The organism is Acidovorax sp. GW821-FHT09B03, from assembly GCF_059418305.1.
Window position 1 is genome coordinate 1 of sequence record NZ_JBWKPP010000038.1, and the last position, 18,013, is coordinate 18,013.

Below are 18,013 nucleotides of genomic sequence, written 5' to 3' on the forward strand. Positions count from 1 at the left end.
ATTGCGGTATCTCCGTTGCAAGGATACCCAAAAGGCATGCACGACTAATGCCAGTTATCTGCGGGACAGCACACTAGGCGCCCGTGCGCAGCAAGGTAGGAACCTTGCAAGCGCGGGCAACGCCGCAGACGGCCCCCAGGCCGGGCAACCCGAAGGGAAGGCCCTTTCCGGCGCGCCACTCGTCGTTGCGCTCCTTGCGTGTGCAAGGGCACACGCGCTGCGTCGCACGCCTAGATTGGCACGCCGGCAAGGGCCTTCGCGACCCCGAAATTAGTGTGAACAGGCCCTGGCCGCCCGGGATGCTGTCCATGAAGTCCAGCAGCGCCGAGGCGCCCGCCATGGCCGCGGTCTCGCCGGCCGCGAAGCCGGCCACGAAGTCGCCCACCAGCCGCAGCGCGCGCTCGAACCCGCTGGCCAGGGGGCCGTAGGTGAAGGCGGGCAGCTGCGGCTGCAAGGCCTTCATGTCCTTGAGCGCCTGGGCGTTGGCCACCTCCATGCGGCTGCGGTAGCTGGCCAGGGCCTGCTGCCAGGCCTTGAGGCGGGCCCGCGTCTGGCTGCGCAGCTCGGGCGAGACCATCGTTGCCGGGGCCAGCATGGTCTGGGGCTGCAGGGCGGCGAGGTCCTTCACATAGTGGTCCTCGATCGCATCCGTCTCCCGGCGGTAGGCGGCCTTGAGCCGCATGAAGGGCTCCATCATGCCGAGCCGGGCGTCCAGCACCTCCTGGTCGCTGACGGAGCCGCCGGCATTGATCTTGTCGAGCAGGGGCCCGGCCTTGGCCATCGAGTCCAGGGCCTGCTGCTCCTGGTCTTTGCTGGCGCCGGTCTGGGCCTGTGCCGGTGCCGCAGCGGCGCCCGCCAGCAGCAGGGCCGCCAGTGCGGTCCGTACCGCCCGTGCCGCGGACTTGCGCCGCGTGTTCATGGATTGCATGGTGTCTTTTCTTCCTCTCTCTCTGGCGATTGTCGCCCGAAGAGAGCACCGGGTGGCCGAGTCAGCGCGGGCGCGGCGTTGCGGCCAGGCCGGCCAGGATGAGGTCGATGCCTGCGAGGAAGTCCTCCCGGTCGTCGTGCTCGCGCAACTGGCCGGCCAGGCTGCGGGTGAAGGGGTAGTCCACCGGGTCCAGCGCGGACCAGGCTGCGGCGACCTCGGCCAGCTGGACTGCGCGGTCGCCCCGGCCGGAAGGTGCCTGGTGTGCCTGCGCATTGGCGGCGTTCTGCCCGGCCACGCCCAGGATGTAGCTCAGCAGCGCGTTGGCAGCGGTCCACTGCGCCTTGTGCCGGACCACACCGAGCGCGCGCACCTGCTGGCCCAGGGGCTCGAGGATGCGCACCACCGGCAACTGCCCCGCGGCCTGTGTGAGCGCCGTGCCCAGCCAGGGGCGCGCGTCGATGGCATCGAACATGGCCAGCGCCACGGCACGGATGTGCGCTCGGGGTGTGCCACCGGGCGCCAGCGCGGCCAGGCTGCGGGCCACCACGGCATCGCAGGCGGCGGTCAGCAGGTCGTTCTTGTCGTCGATGTGCCAGTAGATCGCGCCCGGGCCGGTGGCCAGGCGCTCGGCCAGGGCGCGGAAGGTCAGGCCACCCACCCCGGCGCTGTCGAGCAGCGCGATCGATGCCTCGACGATGCCCTCGCGCGTGAGCGCATCCCCCCGCCGCGGCGCGGCCACGGGCGCTGCGGCAGGGGCTGGCGTGCGCCGGGTCTTCGTGCCGGGGCGGGCGGCGGCGGGGGGTACGGAAGGGGTCTTTGCGGTGGCCATAGCCGCATCTTGGCATATGCCTGGCACCCGTGGAACGCTGTTCCACTACAATCTAATGGAACGGCGTTCCATGAGTCACTTCCCAACCACTTCACGCCGCGACGCAAAGGACCCCTGACATGACGAACCACACCCCCATCGCCATCATCGGCGCCGGCCTGGGCGGGCTGGTGCTGGCCCGCGTGCTGCACGTGCACGGCATTGCCGCCACCGTGTACGAGGCTGAGCCCTCGGCCAGCGCCCGCGCGCAGGGCGGCATGCTCGACATCCACGAACACAATGGGCAGCGCGCGCTGCATGCTGCGGGGCTGTTCGCCGAGTTCCAGTCCATCATCCATGCGGGCGGTGAGGCATCGCGGGTGTTCGATCGGCATGGGCGCTTGCTGCTGGACGAGCCCGACGACGGCAGGGGCGGGCGGCCCGAGGTGCCCCGCGGGGAGCTGCGCCGGATCCTGCTCGATGCGCTGCCTGCCGACAGCGTGCGCTGGGGGCACAAGCTGGCCCAGGCCGCTGCGCTGGGCGGCGGGCGCCACCGGCTGGCCTTTGACAACGGTGCGGTGGTGGAGACCGGTCTGCTGGTGGGCGCCGATGGCGCCTGGTCGAAAGTGCGGCCCCTGCTGTCCGACGCCACGCCGGCCTACGTGGGCACCTCGTTCGTCGAGACCTGGCTGCACGACTGCGACACGTGGCACCCCGCGAGCGCGCAGGCGGTGGGCCGGGGGGCGATGTTTGCGCTGGCCCCCGGCCAGGGCATCGTGGCGCACCGCGAGCCGCAGGGCGTGCTGCACACCTATGTGCAGCTGAGCAGGCCCCTGGAGTGGTTCCAGGCCATCGACTTCACCCGACCCGCCGCCGCCCTGGCCCGTGTGGCCCACGAATTCGCGGGCTGGGCCGCGCCGCTCACCGCGCTGGTCACCGATGGCGATACTGCGCCGGTGCTGCGCACCCTGCACGCCCTGCCGGTGGACCACCGCTGGCAGCGGGTGCCGGGCGTGACCCTGCTGGGCGATGCGGCGCACCTGATGGTGCCGTCGGGCGAAGGGGCCAACCTGGCCATGCTCGACGGTGCGGAACTGGCCCAGGCGATCCTTGCCCACCCGGGGAACCTGGAGGCTGCACTCTCGGCCTACGAGCAGGCCCTGTTCCCCCGCAGCGCGGCCGAGGCGCGCGCAGCCCAGGGCATTCTGGATCTTTGCCTGGGCGCGCGTGCGCCGCACGGTCTGGTGGAGATGCTGCGCGGGGGCTGACCAGGGCCTGTGGGTGGGCTGCGGGCCCGCCCTTGCAGGCGTGTCTGACACGCACATGGCCGCGCAGCCGACAGCCGCATGCCGGGTCGGCCGGCCACCATGGCGGCATGGCGTTCCTCCTCCCTCCCGACTCCCTGGATGTGATCGGTGCTGCCGACGCCAGCGCAACCGTGGCCCCGCCCGCCGGGCAGTACGGCATTCTTCGCCCGGCCCTGCTGGTGCTGCCCGGATGGGACGACGATGGCAGGGCCCAGTACGACGCGATGGACCAGGATCTGGCCGCCCATGGCTGGCAGTGCCGGCGTGGCGACCTGCCCGATGCCGGCTGGGCGGCCGCCGAGCGTGCCGCCGTGAACCGCGAGGACACGCTGCGACAGGCCCTGCGCGACTACCAGCAGTTGCATGCCCAGGCCCGGCCCGATGGCATGGGGGTGCTGGGCTTCAGCTACGGCGGCTACATGGCTGCGCTGCTGGCCGGCATGTACCCGTTCGACTGGCTGGTGCTGCGCTCGCCCGCGCTCTACCCCGACGAAGACTGGCTCCTGCCCAAGGAGGGCCTCGACAGGCGCGCGGTGGATGCCTACCGCCGCCAGGTGCACACGCCCGACACCAACCGCGCGCTGGCGGCCTGCTCGGCGTTTCGCGGCGATGTGCTGCTGGTGCAGTCGGAGCGCGACCAGGTGGTGGCGCCGCCCGTGATCGACAGTTACGCATGGGCCCTCGGCAATTCGCGCTCGCTGGTGCGGCACATGCTGCTGGGGGCAGACCATGAACTGTCACAGCCAAAGTGGCGCCAGACATACCACCGCATCGTGGTCGAGTGGCTGCAGGGCAGGCGCCTGCAACACCCGGGCCCGGGGGCGCCTCCTTTTTCGGCTGGCGGCACCTTGCATTCGCGCTGACCGCCACCATATGGTGGTGTCGAAGAACTGCCGCTCAAATCACGTCCCGCCGCTGGACGCCTGCGTTCTGCAGACCTTTTCCCTTCCTCCATGCATCTGTGTGCGCCTTCCATGAGGGTGCGCGTGGTTGCTTGAATGTCCCATCCGCGCCTTGTGCCGGGTGGCTGAGACCATTGCGCCCGCCAACCCACGGGGCGTGTTCCAAGCGAAGGAGCCTTTCATGGCAGGAAAAGAACAGAAACGCGGCAACAAGGAATCGAAGAAGCCCAAGCAGAAGCCTGCCGCAGTGGTGGAGCCCCTGGCCCCCGCCAGGCCCGGCGCCGCACAGCCACCACGCGCAGCCAAAAAGGGCTGAGCCTCGGGACTCGCTTGTGCCCTGGTTGCACGCTCCCTTCAGGCTTTGGGCCTGACGGGGGCGCGCAGCGTTCACGGCCTTGCCCAAGTGCAGGCCCGCCTGTGTGCCAGCACACAGGCCTTCCTTCGACGCGGACGGCCTGGCCCGTCCGCGCCTTTTCCTTCAACGGGCAGGTCACGGGGCACAGCGCGGCCCCGGGGTGTCCCGAAAGGCGCCCATGCTTGTTGTCGATGCCCTGTCTTCCCTCTCCCATGCCGTGAGGAGCGCCGCTGCGCCGCCGTGGAACGGCACCGCCCCCGTGCGCGAAGAGCTCTTTGGCATGGAGCGCCTGGAGCAGCATGCGCGCAGCCTGGCCGCCGCCCAGCAGGTAAGCCTGCGGCCGCCCCGGGTGCCCTCGCTGCACCGGCGCCTGCGCGCCAATGCCAGCCAGCTGCTGGCCGCCTACCGGGCCAGCGCCGCTGAATTGGCGTCGGGGTCCAGCGTGGTGCCCGCGGCCGACTGGCTGCTGGACAACTACCACGTGGTGGAAGAGCAGATCCGCGAGATCCGGGTCGACCTGCCGCCGGGCTACTACCGGCAACTGCCCAAGCTGGCGCAGGGGCCGTTCGCCGGCTACCCGCGCGTCTTCGGCATCGCATGGGCCTTTGTCGCGCACACCGACAGCCACTTCGACCCGCTGGCGCTGCGCCGCTTCATCGCCGCCTACCAGCAGGTGCAGCCGCTGATGATTAGCGAGCTGTGGGCGGTGGCCATCACCCTGCGCATCGTGCTGGTGGAAAACCTGCGCCGGCTGGCCGACCAGATCACGGCCGGCCGGGCCGACCGCGCCGATGCGCAGGCGCTGGCCGACCGCCTGCTCGCCTCGGGCAGCGCCTACTCGGCCCTGGTGGGGGACATCGGCACGCGCGCCCACGGCCCGCTGTCGGAGCTGTTTGCCGCGCAACTGGCCAAGCGCCTGCGCGACCAGGACCCGCGCACCACCCCCGCGCTGCAGTGGCTGGAAGAGCGGCTCGAGCGACAGGGCACCAGCGTGGGCCTGGTGATCGAACACGCCCAGCAGCGCCAGGGCGCCTCCAACGTGAGCGTGCGCAACGTGATCACCAGCATGCGGCTGATGTCCGACATCGATTGGGCCGACCTGGTCGAGGGCATGGGCCTGGTGGACGCACGCCTGCGCGAAGGCGGCGGCTTCGCGGCGATGGACTTTGCCACGCGCAACCTCTACCGCAGTGCCATCGAGCAGCTGGCACGCGGCTCGGCCCTGACCGAGCTGGCCATTGCCGAGCAGGCCCTGGCCAGTGCGCAGGCGGCAGCGGCCGCCCAGGCCACCGGTGCCCATCCGGCGCGCGCCGCCGACCCCGGCTACCACCTGGTGGCCGAAGGCCGGCCCGCGCTGGAGCAGGCCATCGGCTTCAAGCCGCGGTGGGGCTTTCGCTTCAACCGCTGGCAGGTGGGCCTGGGCGTGGGGGGCTACATTGGCGCCATCATGGGCCTGGCGCTGTTGCTGCTGGGCGCAGCCCTTTGGTGGGCCGGCCTGCACGGCACGCACCCGGGCTGGTTGGTGGCGCTGGCGCTGGCCGGCTTTCTGCCCGCCACCGAGGTGGCCAGCGTGCTGGTCAACCGGCGCGTCACGCGGCGCTTCGGCCCCGTGGGGCTGCCGGGCCTGGCGCTGGCCGATGGCGTGCCCACCCACCTGCGCACCCTGGTGGTGGTGCCCACGCTGCTGACCAGCGAGGCGGACCTGCGCGCCCACATCGAAAGCCTGGAGGTGCACCACCTGGCGGGCGCGGGGGGTGATCTGTCGTTCGCGCTGCTGTCCGACGGGCTGGACGCCACCACCGAAGTGGTGGCCGGCGACGCCCACCTGATCGCCGTGGCGCAGGAGGCAATCGCCGCGCTGAACCTGCGACACGGCCCGGCGCCGGGCGGCAAGCGCTTTTACCTGCTGCACCGGCACCGCCGCTTCAATGCCGGCGAGAACTGCTTCATGGGCTGGGAGCGCAAGCGCGGCAAGCTGCACGAGCTCAACCGCCTGCTGCGCGGCGCCACGGACACCAGCTTCATGGCGCTCGATGGCAAGGGGCAACCGGAAATCCTGCCCGGCGTGCGCTACGTCATCACGCTCGATGCCGACACGCGCCTGCCGCGCGATGCCGCGCTGCGCCTCATCGGCAAGATGGCCCACCCGCTGAACCAGCCCAGCTTCAGCCCGGCCGAGCAGCGCGTGGTGGGCGGCCATGCCATTTTGCAGCCGCGCGTGACGCCGGCGCTGCCCATGGGGCTCGAAGGCTCGCTGTACCAGCGGCTGACCTCGGGGCCCGGCGGCATGGACCCCTATGCGGCCGCGGTGTCGGACGTGTACCAGGACCTGTTCGGCGAGGGCTCGTACACCGGCAAGGGCATCTACGACGTGGACGCCTTCGAGGCCGCGCTGGCCGGGCGCGTGCAAGAGAACACGCTGCTCAGCCACGACCTGTTCGAGGGCGTGCTGGCACGCGCCGGCCTGGCGTCGGACGTGGAGGTGGTCGAAGACTTTCCGGCACGCTACGACGTGGCCGTGCAGCGCCAGCACCGCTGGACGCGCGGCGACTGGCAGCTGCTGCCCTGGGTGCTGGGCCGGCGCCACCAGGGCACCCCCTTGCCCGCCCTGGGCCGCTGGAAGATGCTGGACAACCTGCGCCGCTCGCTGCTGGCCCCGGCCGGCCTGCTGACCCTGGTGCTGTGCTGCTGGCTGCCGTGGCCGCAGGCGCCCTGGGGCGTGCTGCTGGTGCTGGCGGCACTGGGCGTGCCGGCCTTTTTGCCCGGGATGGCCGAGCTGTGGGCCAGCCGCCCCGGCATCCGCGTGGCCAGCCACCTGCGCCTGCTGGCCTCGGACTTCCGCGTGGCGGTGCTGCAGACCGTGGCCGCCATCGCGCTGCTGCCCGACCATGCCTGGCGCGCGGTGGACGCCATCGTGCGCGCCCTGGTGCGGCTGTACGCCACGCACCGGCAGATGCTGGAGTGGAAGACCGCCGCGCAGTCGGCCACCAAACCGCGCCCGGGGCCTGCGGGCTTCTACCGGCTGATGGCCGGCGGCCTGCTGCTGGCCACGGTGCTGGCGACCGGCACTGCCGCGCTGGCACCGGCATCGCGGCCCCTGGTGCTGCCGCTGCTGGCCTTGTGGCTGGCGGCGCCGGCCCTGGCCTGGCGCTCGAGCCGGCGCTCCGTGCCCGCGCCGCAGAGCGCGCCTGCAGTGGACAACGCGCTGGCCTTGCGGCGCATCGCGCGGCGCACCTGGCGCTTCTTCGAGACCTTCGTCACCGCGGCCGAACACCACCTGCCGCCCGACAACTTCCAGGAAGACCCCAAGCCCGTGGTGGCGCGCCGCACCTCGCCCACCAACATGGGGCTGTACCTGCTGTCGGCCGTGGCGGCGCGCGATTTCGGCTGGGCCGGTGCCGCGCAGACCGCGGACCGGCTGGAGGCCACGCTGGCCAGCATGGGCGCGCTGGCGCGCCACCGGGGCCATTTCTACAACTGGTACGACACGGGCACGGCGCAGGTGCTGGCGCCGCCCTACGTGTCGTCGGTGGACAGCGGCAACCTGGCCGGCCACCTGATCGCGCTGGCCAATGCCTGCGAGGGCTGGGTGCGCGCGCCGCTGCCCGCCACCTGGGTGTCGGGGCTGGGCGATGCCGTGGCGCTGGCGCGCGAGGCGGTGCACGGCGTGCCTGCGGCGCAGGGCGCACAGGGCCGGCGGCTGCTGGCCCTGCTGGCCGAGATCGACACCGCGGTGGCGGGTGGTGCCGTGGAGATGGGCTTGCCCGCCCTGCAGCGCCTGGCCGACAAGGCGCTGAAGGAGGCGCAGGACATCGCAGTGCCGGCCGGCAGCGGTGGGGATGGTGAGGGCGAGGCACTGCTGTTCTGGACCGCGGCCGTGCGCGCGCGGGTCATCGAGCAGGGGCGCGACCTGTTGCCTGGCGCGGCGGATGTGCCCACGCTCGACGCCCGCTGGCAATCGCTGGCCGACACCGCGCGCGCGCTGGCGCTTGGCATGGACTTCGCCTTTCTGCTCGACCCCGAGCGCAAGCTGCTGTCCATCGGCTATGCGGCGGTGGAGAACCGGCTCGACGCCAACTGCTACGACCTGCTGGCCTCCGAGGCGCGGCTGGCCAGCCTGTTCGCCATCGCCAAGGGCGACGTGGAGACGCGCCATTGGTTCCGCCTGGGGCGCACGGCGATACCGGTGGGCAAGGGCTCGGCGCTGGTGTCGTGGTCGGGCTCGATGTTCGAGTACCTGATGCCTTCGCTGGTGATGCGCGCGCCCGCGGGCAGCCTGCTGGCGCAGACCAACACCCTGGTGGTGCAGCGGCAGATGGCCTACGGCGCGCTGCAGGGCATACCGTGGGGCATCTCCGAGTCGGCCTACAACGCGCGCGACCTGGAGTTCACCTACCAGTACTCCAACTTCGGCGTGCCGGGCCTGGGGCTCAAGCGCGGGCTGGCCGAGAACCTGGTGATCGCCCCCTACGCCACCGGCCTGGCCTGCATGGTGGATGCGACCGCGGCGGGGCACAACTTCGCGCGCCTGGCGCAGCTCGGCGCCCTGGGGCAGCATGGCTTCTACGAGGCGCTGGACTTCACCCGCAGCCGCCTGCCCGAGGGGCAGGCCGTGGCCATCGTGCGCAACTACATGGCGCACCACCAGGGCATGACCATCGTGGCCATTGCCAACACCTTGCACGGCGGGCAGATGCGCGAGCGCTTTCACCGCGAGCCCATGGTGCAGGCCTGCGAGCTGCTGCTGCAGGAGCGCATGCCGCGCCTGGTGGCCGTGGCCCACCCGCGCGCCGAAGAAACGCAGACCGGCCCTGCCGACGTGCGCGACGACCTGCATGCCGTGCGGCGCATGGGCGCGCCGGGCACGGGTGCACCGGCCACGCACCTGCTGTCCAACGGGCGCTATGCCGTCATGCTCACGGCGGCCGGCACCGGCTACAGCCGCTGGCGCGACCTGGCGGTGACCCGCTGGCGCGAGGACGCCACCAGCGAGGACTGGGGCTCGCATGTCTACCTGCGCGATGCGCACAGCGGCCGCACCTGGTCCGCGGCGGCGGAGCCCTCGGGGCGCGCGGCCGACAGCTACGAGGTGGCGTTTGCCGAGGACCATGCGGCCTTCACGCGCCACGACGGCAGCATGACCACCACCACCGAGGTGATCGTGTCGGCCGAGGCCGATGGCGAGGTGCGCCAGGTCACCCTGGTCAACACCGGCCCGCGTGCGCGCGAGATCGACCTGACCTCGTACGCCGAGCTGGTGCTGGCCCCGCCCGCGGCCGACAACGCCCACCCGGCCTTCTCCAAGATGTTCGTGCAGACCGAGTACCTGCCCGAGTTCGGCGCTCTGCTGGCCACGCGCCGTGCACGCAGCCCGGGCGAGGCGGGGGTGTGGGCCGCGCACTTCGCGGTGGTGGAGGGCACGGTGGCGGCCCCGGCGCAGTACGAGACCGACCGGGGCCTGTTCCTCGGCCGGGGCCGCACGGCGCGCAATGCGCTGGCGGTGCATGGCGGCGGTGCGCTGTCCAACACCGTGGGCACGGTGCTGGACCCGGTGTTCGCGCTGCGCCAGCGTGTGCGCATCGCCCCCGGGCAGATGGCCCGCGTGGCCTTCTGGACGCTGGTGGCGCCCACGCGCGAGGCGCTGCTCGACCTGCTGGACCAGCACCACGACCGCAGCGCCTTCGAGCGCGCGCGCACCCTGGCCTGGACCCAGGCCCAGGTGCAGCTGCGCCACATCGGCATCGACGCCGATGCGGCGGCGGACTTCCAGCGCCTGGCGGCGCCCATCCTGTATGCGGACGCACGCTTTCGCGCACCGGCCGATGCCATCGCGCGCGGCGCGGGCCCGCAGTCGGGCCTGTGGCAGCACGGCATTTCGGGCGACCTGCCCATCGTGCTGCTGCGCATCGACGACATCGAGGACATCGCCCAGCTGCACCAGCTGCTGCAGGCGCACGAGTACTGGCGCATGAAGCGCCTGGGGGTGGACCTGGTGGTCATCAACGAGCGGGCATCGTCGTACGTGCAGGACCTGCAGATCGCCATCGAGACGGCCGTGCGCAGCAGCCAGTCGCGGCCGCGGCTGGGCGAGTCGCTGGCGCACGGCGTGGTGCACACGCTGCGTGCCGACCTCATGGATGCGACTTCACGCGCACTGCTGCAGTCCATCGCCCGCGTGGCGCTGGTGGCGCGGCGCGGCGCCATCGCCCAGCAATTGGCCATGATGCCCGCGCAGGAGGTACCCGAAGTGGTGGCCAGGCCGGTGATGGCGCCGGCACCGCAGCCGCCGTACGAACCTGCCCCCGCGCCGGACACGGCGGGCCTGGAGTTCTTCAACGGCCTGGGCGGCTTCGACAAGGATGGCACGGAGTACGTGACCGTTCTGCGCGACGGGGCCACCACGCCCGCGCCGTGGATCAACGTCATTGCCAACCCGGGCTTCGGCTTTCACGTGTCGGCCGACGGTAGCGGCTACACCTGGGCCGGCAACAGCCGCGAGAACCAGCTCACGCCCTGGTCCAACGACCCGGTGAGCGACCCGGCGGGCGAGGCCTTCTTCGTGCGCGACGATGCCAGCGGCCAGTTGTGGAGCCCCACCGCGCAGCCCCTGCGTGGCAACGGGACCTACACGGCGCGCCATGGCCATGGCTACAGCCGCTTCCTGCACGAGGCCCATGGCATCGCGCTGGAGCTGCTGCAGTTCGTGCCCATCGCCGACCCGGTCAAGGTCTCGCGCCTGAGCTTGCACAACCGCACGGCGCAGGTGCGGCAGATCACCGTGACGCTGTATGCCGAGTGGGTGCTGGGCACCTCGCGCGGGGCATCGGCCCCGTTCATCCTGGCGGAGCGCGATGCGGACAGCGGCGTGCTGCTGGCGCGCAACCCTTGGAGCACGGCGTTTGCCGGCCGCGTGGCCTTTGCCGACCTGGGCGGGCAGCAGACCGCCTGGACCACCGACCGAACCGAGTTCCTGGGGCGGCATGGCAGCCTGGCGGACCCTGCGGCGCTTCGGGGCCACGCAACGCTGTCTGGCGGCGGCGCTGCGGGGCGCGACCCCTGCGCGGCGCTGCAGTGCACGCTCACGCTGCAGCCCGGGGAGACCCGGGAGGTGGCCGGCTTCATCGGCCAATGCGCATCGGCTGCGGAGAGCCTGGCCCTGGTGGCCCGCTACCGTCTGCTCGACGTGAATGCGCTGCTGCAGGAAGTGGCGCGCCATTGGCGCAGCCTGCTGGGCGCCGTGCAGGTGCGCACGCCCGACCGGGCCATGGACATCCTGCTCAACGGCTGGCTGCTGTACCAGACGCAGGCCTGCCGCGTCTGGGCGCGCTCGGCCTTCTACCAGGCCAGCGGGGCCTATGGCTTTCGCGACCAGTTGCAGGACGGCATGGCGCTGGCCTTTGCCCGCCCCGAGGAGACGCGTGCGCACCTGCTGCGTGCCGCGGGCCGGCAGTTTGCCGAAGGCGACGTGCAGCACTGGTGGCTGCCGCACTCGGGCCAGGGCGTGCGCACGCGCATCTCGGACGACCGGGTGTGGCTGGCGTTTGCCACCGCCAGCTATGTGCAGGTGTCGGGCGACACGGCGGTGCTGGATGAGTCCATTCCCTTCCTGGATGGGCCACCGCTGCAGTCCGGCGAGCACGACGCCTTCTTTCAGCCGATGGCGGCGGAGGCCTCGGCCACGCTGTTCGAGCACTGCGCACTGGCGCTGGACCAGGCCATGGAGTTGACCGGCGACCTGGGCCTGCCGCTCATGGGCACGGGCGACTGGAACGACGGCATGAACCGCGTGGGCCAGGAGGGCCGGGGCCAGAGCGTGTGGCTGGGCTGGCTGCTGGTGCGCACGGTGGCGCTGATGGCGCCGCTGGCGGATGCCCGCGATCCCGACTGTGCCGCGCGCTGGCGCATGCATGCCGAATCGGTGCGCGCTGCGCTGGAGCGCGAGGCCTGGGACGGCGCCTGGTACCGGCGCGCGACCTTCGACGATGGCACGTGGCTGGGCACCCACGAGGGGCAGGAGTGCCGCATCGACTCCATAGCCCAGTCGTGGGCGGTGCTCTCGGGCGCGGCCGACCCGGCAAGGGCGCTGATCGCCATGGCCTCGCTGGGCGACAAGCTGGTGCTGCCGCAGGAGGGCCTGGCCCTGCTGTTCACGCCGCCGTTCAACACCACGCCGCACGACCCCGGTTATATCAAGGGCTACCCGCCCGGACTGCGCGAGAACGGCGGGCAGTACAGCCATGCAGCCATGTGGGCGATCATGGCGCGCGCCCAGTTGCGCAACGACCCGCAGGCCGGCAGCCGGGCGCACGCGCTGTTCGCGCTGGTCAACCCCATCCACCATGCGCGCACGCCTGCCGAGGTGGCGCGCTACCGGGTGGAGCCCTATGTGGTGGCGGCCGATGTCTATTCGGTGGCACCGCACACCGGGCGCGGCGGCTGGACCTGGTACACCGGCGCCGCGGGCTGGATGTACCGAGCCGGCGTGGAAAGCATCCTGGGCCTACGCCGCGAGGGGCAGGAGCTGGTGATCGACCCGTGCATCCCTGCCGAATGGCCGGGCTTCGAGGCGCGCATCGACGTGGCGGGGGCCGTCTACCGCATCGAATTCACCGCCTCGGGCCCGCCCGGAGCGGAGGCCAGGGTGGCCTCGGCGGAATTGGACGGGCTTGCGCTGGTGTGTGGCACCGGGCCGCTGCGTGTCACCCTTGCTGAGGGCGAGCACCGCTTGCGGATCGGCTTGCTGCGGGGGGACTGAGCACTGGGGCAGAGGCAGTCGCGTGGTCAGCGAGCACCAGCGCCCGCACCTGCACCGGCGCCTGCACCGGCGCCCGCACCGGCCGCACCTGGCCCGCCAACGCCAGCACCCGCTGCACCGGCACCTGGAGCGCCGGCGCCCACGCCCGCCGCGCCCGCACCGGGCCCAGGCCCTGCGCTGGAGCCTGCACCTGCACCAGAACCCACACCTGCGCCGGTGGCACCGCCAGGAGATCCCGCGCTGACGCTGCCGCCCGAGCCGGTGCCGGACGGCCCTGGCGCGGCCGCACCGATACCGGTGCCGCTGGCGCCCGGTGCACCGCTGCTCACGCCCGCGCCACTGCTGGCGCCTGGCGCGGTGCCGCCGGGGGATCCCGTGGCGCCGGTCGTGCCGGCCGTCCCGGGTCCGGCCGCTGTGCCGCCAGTGCCGCCTGTGGCGCTGCCGGCGGGGGTGCCGGCAGTGCCCGGCGTACCGGTGCTGTTGCCCATGCCGGTGGTGGTACCCGCAGGGGCGCTGCCAGTGGTGGCAGTGCTGTTGCCGACCGTGCCGGTGGTACCGGTGGCGCTACCCGTGTTGCCAGGGGTGCCTGCAGGCGTGTTGCCGCTGCTGGGTACAGCACCCGGGATGCTGGAGGTGCTGCTGCCCGGGTTGCCGATGCTGGTGCTGCTCGGTATGCCGCTCGGGATGTTGCCCGGAATGCTGGTGTTGCCTATGCTGCTGTTGCTGCTGGGTGTGGTGGCGGTGGTTGTGGTGCTGCTGGTGGCCGGCGTGGTGCTGGTCATGTTGCCGACGTTGCTGTTGTTGCTGCTGCTGCTGGGCACGCTCCCAGGGATGTTGGAGGTGCTGGTGGTGGCATTGCCCACGTTACCGCTGCTGGGGATGCCGCTGGGTATGTTGCCGGGCACGGAGGTGTTGCCGATGCTGCTGTTGCTGCTCGGCATGCTGGCGTTGCTGGGGGTGCCGATGGTCACGGTGGACGGCGTGGCCGGGCTGGCGCTGCCGAAGCCGCCCTGGGCCTGCGCGGATTGCGATGCGGCGAGCGCCAGCAGGGAGGCGGCGAACAGCGGAGCCGCCAGGCGGCGGGGCGAGCGGAAGGGGGAGGGTGTCGACATGGGGATGCTCCTTGGAGGATGGCGGTGGCATGGGAGCCACCATGCCTGCCATGTTGGATGCGCCGGGTGCGGGCGAGGGTAGGGCCAGCGGTGTGCCGCCGGTAGGACTTGACGCCTGCGCTGCCGCCAGTGCGCGGCTGTGAAACGAAGGGTTACAGACGCTCGATTTCGGACATCTTTGCAATGCCTGGTTGCGCATGTAATGGCCCGCGCCGCATGCGAGGCGTGCTCCCATCGGATCCCACAGCCCCATGACCCTGATGACACTGCCGCAATTTCGTGAGTCGCTCCAGGCGGTGCTGCGCAGTGCCGACCTGCCCGCACTGCATGGGCAGGTGCAGGCATTGGCGCAGCAGCTGGGGTTCGAGCATTTCGTGTACGCGCTCAGGGTACCGGAGAACTTCACGCAGTCGAGCATCCTGATGGTGGACGGCTACCCGCCGGGATGGACGGACCACTACATGGCGCAGGCCCACCATGCGCACGACCCGGTGATCCGCTACTGCAGCCGCAACATCCTGCCGGTGCTGTGGCACGATGTGCCAGGCGGCGGCCCTTGTCCGAACGCCCGGCGCGTGATGGGCGAGGCGGCCGAGCACGGGCTGCGCACCGGCCTGAGCGTGCCGCTGCACACGCCCCACGGGGAGCTCGGTATCTTGAGCGGCACGGTCTCGCGCACGGGCCGCGCCGCGCAGGCCGACATGGCACAGGTGCAGGCACATGCGCACCTGCTGGCCAGCTATGTGCACGAGGCCATGCGCCGCCTGGCGCCCATGCCGCTGCAGCCCCCTGCGCTGAGCCCGCGCGAGCAGCAGGTGCTGCGCTGGGCCGCCGACGGCAAGACCTCGTGGGAGATCTCGTGCCTGCTGCACATCTCCGAGCGCACGGCCAATTTCCACCTCCACACGGTGGCGCAGAAGCTGGGCGTTTTCAGCCGCCAGCACGCGATTGCGCGGGCTCTGTTGCTGGGGTTGATACAGCCCAGCCCGTTTTGAGACCTCTCTGGATGCTGCCAGTTCCAGGCGGTGGGCGCACTGTCATATCTGACAGTTCATGCCCGTGCGCTGCGCCGATATGGTCGGGTCTTCACTGCTTTTGTCTGTTTTTCTTTCCTTTTCTTTTCTTTTTTGAGAGACGACCTTCCATGAAGACTGCCTTTTCCGTACTGAGTTGCCTGGCCGTCCTGGCCGTGATGAGCCCCGCGGCCGTGCAGGCGCAGGGGGTGCAGATCAATCTTGCGGCATCCCAGGTGGGTGTGGTGGATGGCCAGAACCTGCGCATCAACAATGTGGAGTACGCGGGTCGCCGCTACATCCTGGAGGTGCAGTGGAACCCGCTGGCCGCGACCTTCGTGCCCACCAAGGTGAGCGAGCAGGCGGCTTCGGGCCTGCTGTGCAATGCGCCGGTGTTTGCGTCCAACGCGCGGGCGGGCACGCTGATGCTGCAGGTCGATCCGGGCAACCGCGCGGTGCAGGTCTCGGTAGTCAATGACGGGCCGCAGGACCCCTGGAGCTTTTCGCTGTACGGCTGGCGCTTCGTGCACAACCAGACGGCCTACGCCCTGACGCTCAAGCCCGCGGAGGTGGACCCCAACACGGCGCTCATGAACCTGGCCAGCGCGAGCCTGTACAGCGTGCGCCCGCTGGCCCGGGGCGAGCGGCTGGTGGTGGGCACCATCAACAACCTGCCGGCAGGCTTCAATTTCAACATGCCCATCACCAGCGTGGTCTACGGCAACCAGACCACGGCCTGCCAGTAAGCCCCGGGCGGGGGCGCGGGATCAGGCGGCGGCGTTCCGGGGCGCTGCGCCCAGCAGGTAGTCGGCCACCTCTTCGGAGAACCGGCTGCGGTGCGTGCCCAGCAGCACAGCCCCGTCGTCCAGGCCCTCGGGGTCGGGGCGCACGCCGGGCATGCCATGGGCCACCAGGGCCTGGGCGCAACCGACCCAGTCGCCGTCCGGCACGGGCTGGTTGAGCGAGGCCCATGAGAGTGTGCCGATCACGTTGTCGCCAAAGCCGTGCATGGCCCGCCAGTCGGCGCCGTGCTCCAGCAGGAAGCGGGCGAGCGTGGAGTCGCCGCGGAACACGGCCTGGTTCAGGGCCGAGCCATCCCAGTCCCCGCCGCGGTCCTCGATGGGCCAGCCCAGGCGCACCATGGTGCGCACCGCCTCGCCGCAGCCCTGCTGGGCCGCGAGCTCGGGCAGCAGCCGGCGCTGGGCGGGGCCGAGCGTGCCGATGATGCCGGGGTGCGCGGCCTGGATGGCGCGGGCCGCCGGCTCGTCGCCGCGCGCGCAGGCGGCGATGAAGGCTTCGTCCGGGGCGAGCGGTGCGCCACTGTTGCTGTTGCTGTCTGTGTTCTCGGCGTCGTCGTGCAGCAGCTGCGCCACCTCGGTCAGGCCGTAGCGCAGGGCCATGGCGCGGGCGGGCGTGCCGTCCTGGGTGCGTGCGTCGGGCCGGGCACCGGCGGCCAGCAGGGCCGCGACGTGCGCGGGCGAGCGGCGCCGGCGGATGGCCCAGAGCAGCAGCGAGCTCCAGTCCGACGTGGGTGGGCCCGGCGGCGGCTCGTTGGCATCGCCGCCATGGGCCAGCAGCAGCTGCAGGGTCGCCAGGTCATCGAGGTCGAGCACGCGGTACATGGCGTTGGTGCCGGTGATGCGGGCGCCGGCCTTGAGCAGCAGCCGGGTGCATTCGGGTTGGTCCAGCGAGTGGTAGAGCGATTCGTTGTCGTCGGGGTGGGCGCCGGCACCGAGCAGCAGCTTCGTCAGTTCGGGGTCGTGGTTGCAGCCGGCGGCGCCGTACAGGGCCGACAGCGGGTGCGCCGCGTCGGGCGCCTGCAGCGAGGCCGGCGGCCAGCGGTTGCCCACCGACTGGTCGGGCGAGGCGCCAGCGGCCAGCAGGTAGCGCGCACAGTTTCGCAGGCGCTCACGGTAGGCGGGCAGCTGCAGCAGCGCCGAGTGCGTGACGGCCACCAGCGGCGGCAACTGCAGCGGGCCGCCCGCACGGTGCACCCAGCCGGGGTCCTGCGCGCTGGCCTGGCGCAGCACGGCCTCGTCGCCCGTGGCGCAGGCGAGGTAGGGGGCGTCGCCGGTGGCGCTGCCGTTGCCGCTGCCGGCCAGCAGGGCCGGGTTGTCCTGCAGCAGGCGCGCGGCCACCGCGGGTCGCGCGCGGTTCATGCTGCCCGAGATATCGCCCGCATACACCAGGCCCAGCCAGTGCAGCACCGCGCGGGCCGGGTCGCCATCAAGCAGGGCCCGGCGCGCGGCGACAAAGCCCTGCAGGTCGGCCCAGGAGGCAAAGCCGTATTCGCGCGCGATGCACGACTGCGCGTCGTGCAGGCGCAGGCCCTGGGCGGCCAGGGTGGCGTCGTCCTTGCCCGCGGCGGCGGGCAGCGCGGCGCGAAAGCGCTCGAAGGCCGTGGGCTCGGTGGTGGTGCTGTCGTTGCTGCGGTACAGGGCCAGGAGATCCTTGGCCTGTTTTTTGAGATGGCCAATGTCGGGCCGGGCGGGAAGGCGCTTGCCGTAGGGCGTCGTCGTCATGAAGGGTACCTCCGTGCATCAGGTGCCGATGGCCCGCAGATCCGGCTGCACAAAAGGCGTTGGATAGGCGTGTGGTTGAAGGCAGCGAGCGTTGGACGGTTTTGTTCGTCCGGTCGTGCTGCCTTCTGCAAGTGGGTTCAACCCTTCCCGCGGGCCCGGGGGCGGCTTGTACCGCGGGTGGGATGTTAGCTGATGTTGGGTGCCGTGTTTTTTTGGTGGCATGCCTTTGTTGAGGGCGGAGGCCGGGTCTCGGCCCGGCGGCCGAGGTACCTTTCTTTGCTTCGCCAAAGAAACGTACCCCAAAGAAAGGC

Annotated in this window: 10 protein-coding genes; 6 read left to right on the top strand and 4 right to left on the bottom strand. The window is 71.5% G+C overall.

Translation table 11 applies throughout. The features are described 5' to 3' along the window. Positions 1-73: 73 nt before the first annotated feature. Positions 74-928, bottom strand: coding sequence for a hypothetical protein (locus AC07PA_RS32445; RefSeq protein WP_494610335.1), 855 nt, complete (start codon positions 926-928; stop codon positions 74-76). A 61-nt stretch (positions 929-989) separates the two neighbouring features. Further along, a complete protein-coding gene (locus AC07PA_RS32450; protein WP_494610336.1) occupies positions 990-1,757 on the bottom strand; it encodes a TetR/AcrR family transcriptional regulator in 768 nt (255 codons plus the stop codon). 119 nt (positions 1,758-1,876) lie between these two features. On the opposite strand from AC07PA_RS32450, the gene AC07PA_RS32455 reads away from it, so the two are divergent. From AC07PA_RS32455 to AC07PA_RS32470, 4 genes are all read left to right on the top strand, one after another. Continuing rightward, positions 1,877-3,004 (top strand): FAD-dependent oxidoreductase, encoded by a 1,128-nt coding sequence (locus AC07PA_RS32455; RefSeq protein ID WP_494610337.1) that lies wholly within the window; start codon positions 1,877-1,879, stop codon positions 3,002-3,004. Between the two features lie 107 nt (positions 3,005-3,111). Continuing rightward, a complete protein-coding gene (locus AC07PA_RS32460; protein WP_494610338.1) occupies positions 3,112-3,906 on the top strand; it encodes an alpha/beta hydrolase in 795 nt (264 codons plus the stop codon). 220 nt (positions 3,907-4,126) lie between these two features. Beyond that, positions 4,127-4,261: a hypothetical protein gene (locus AC07PA_RS32465; protein WP_255344567.1), complete on the top strand. Its 135-nt coding sequence runs from the start codon at positions 4,127-4,129 to the stop codon at positions 4,259-4,261. Positions 4,262-4,478: 217 nt separating this feature from the next. Then, complete coding sequence (locus tag AC07PA_RS32470; RefSeq protein WP_494610339.1) at positions 4,479-13,055, top strand: glycoside hydrolase family 94 protein; 8,577 nt, start codon at positions 4,479-4,481, stop codon at positions 13,053-13,055. A gap of 26 nt (positions 13,056-13,081) precedes the next feature. On the opposite strand, the gene AC07PA_RS32475 is transcribed toward AC07PA_RS32470, so the two are convergent. After that, complete coding sequence (locus AC07PA_RS32475; RefSeq protein WP_494610340.1) at positions 13,082-14,167, bottom strand: hypothetical protein; 1,086 nt, start codon at positions 14,165-14,167, stop codon at positions 13,082-13,084. 251 nt (positions 14,168-14,418) lie between these two features. On the opposite strand from AC07PA_RS32475, the gene AC07PA_RS32480 reads away from it, so the two are divergent. Continuing rightward, positions 14,419-15,162: a LuxR family transcriptional regulator gene (locus AC07PA_RS32480; protein ID WP_494610341.1), complete on the top strand. Its 744-nt coding sequence runs from the start codon at positions 14,419-14,421 to the stop codon at positions 15,160-15,162. A 149-nt stretch (positions 15,163-15,311) separates the two neighbouring features. Beyond that, on the top strand, positions 15,312-15,926 hold the full coding sequence (locus AC07PA_RS32485; protein WP_494610342.1) for a hypothetical protein: 615 nt from the start codon (positions 15,312-15,314) through the stop codon (positions 15,924-15,926). 21 nt (positions 15,927-15,947) lie between these two features. Here AC07PA_RS32485 and AC07PA_RS32490 read toward each other — a convergent pair whose 3' ends face one another. Beyond that, positions 15,948-17,702 carry a hypothetical protein gene (locus AC07PA_RS32490; RefSeq protein ID WP_494610343.1) on the bottom strand — a complete coding sequence of 585 codons (1,755 nt, stop codon included), beginning with the start codon at positions 17,700-17,702 and terminating at the stop codon, positions 15,948-15,950. Between the last annotated feature and the right edge of the window lie 311 nt (positions 17,703-18,013).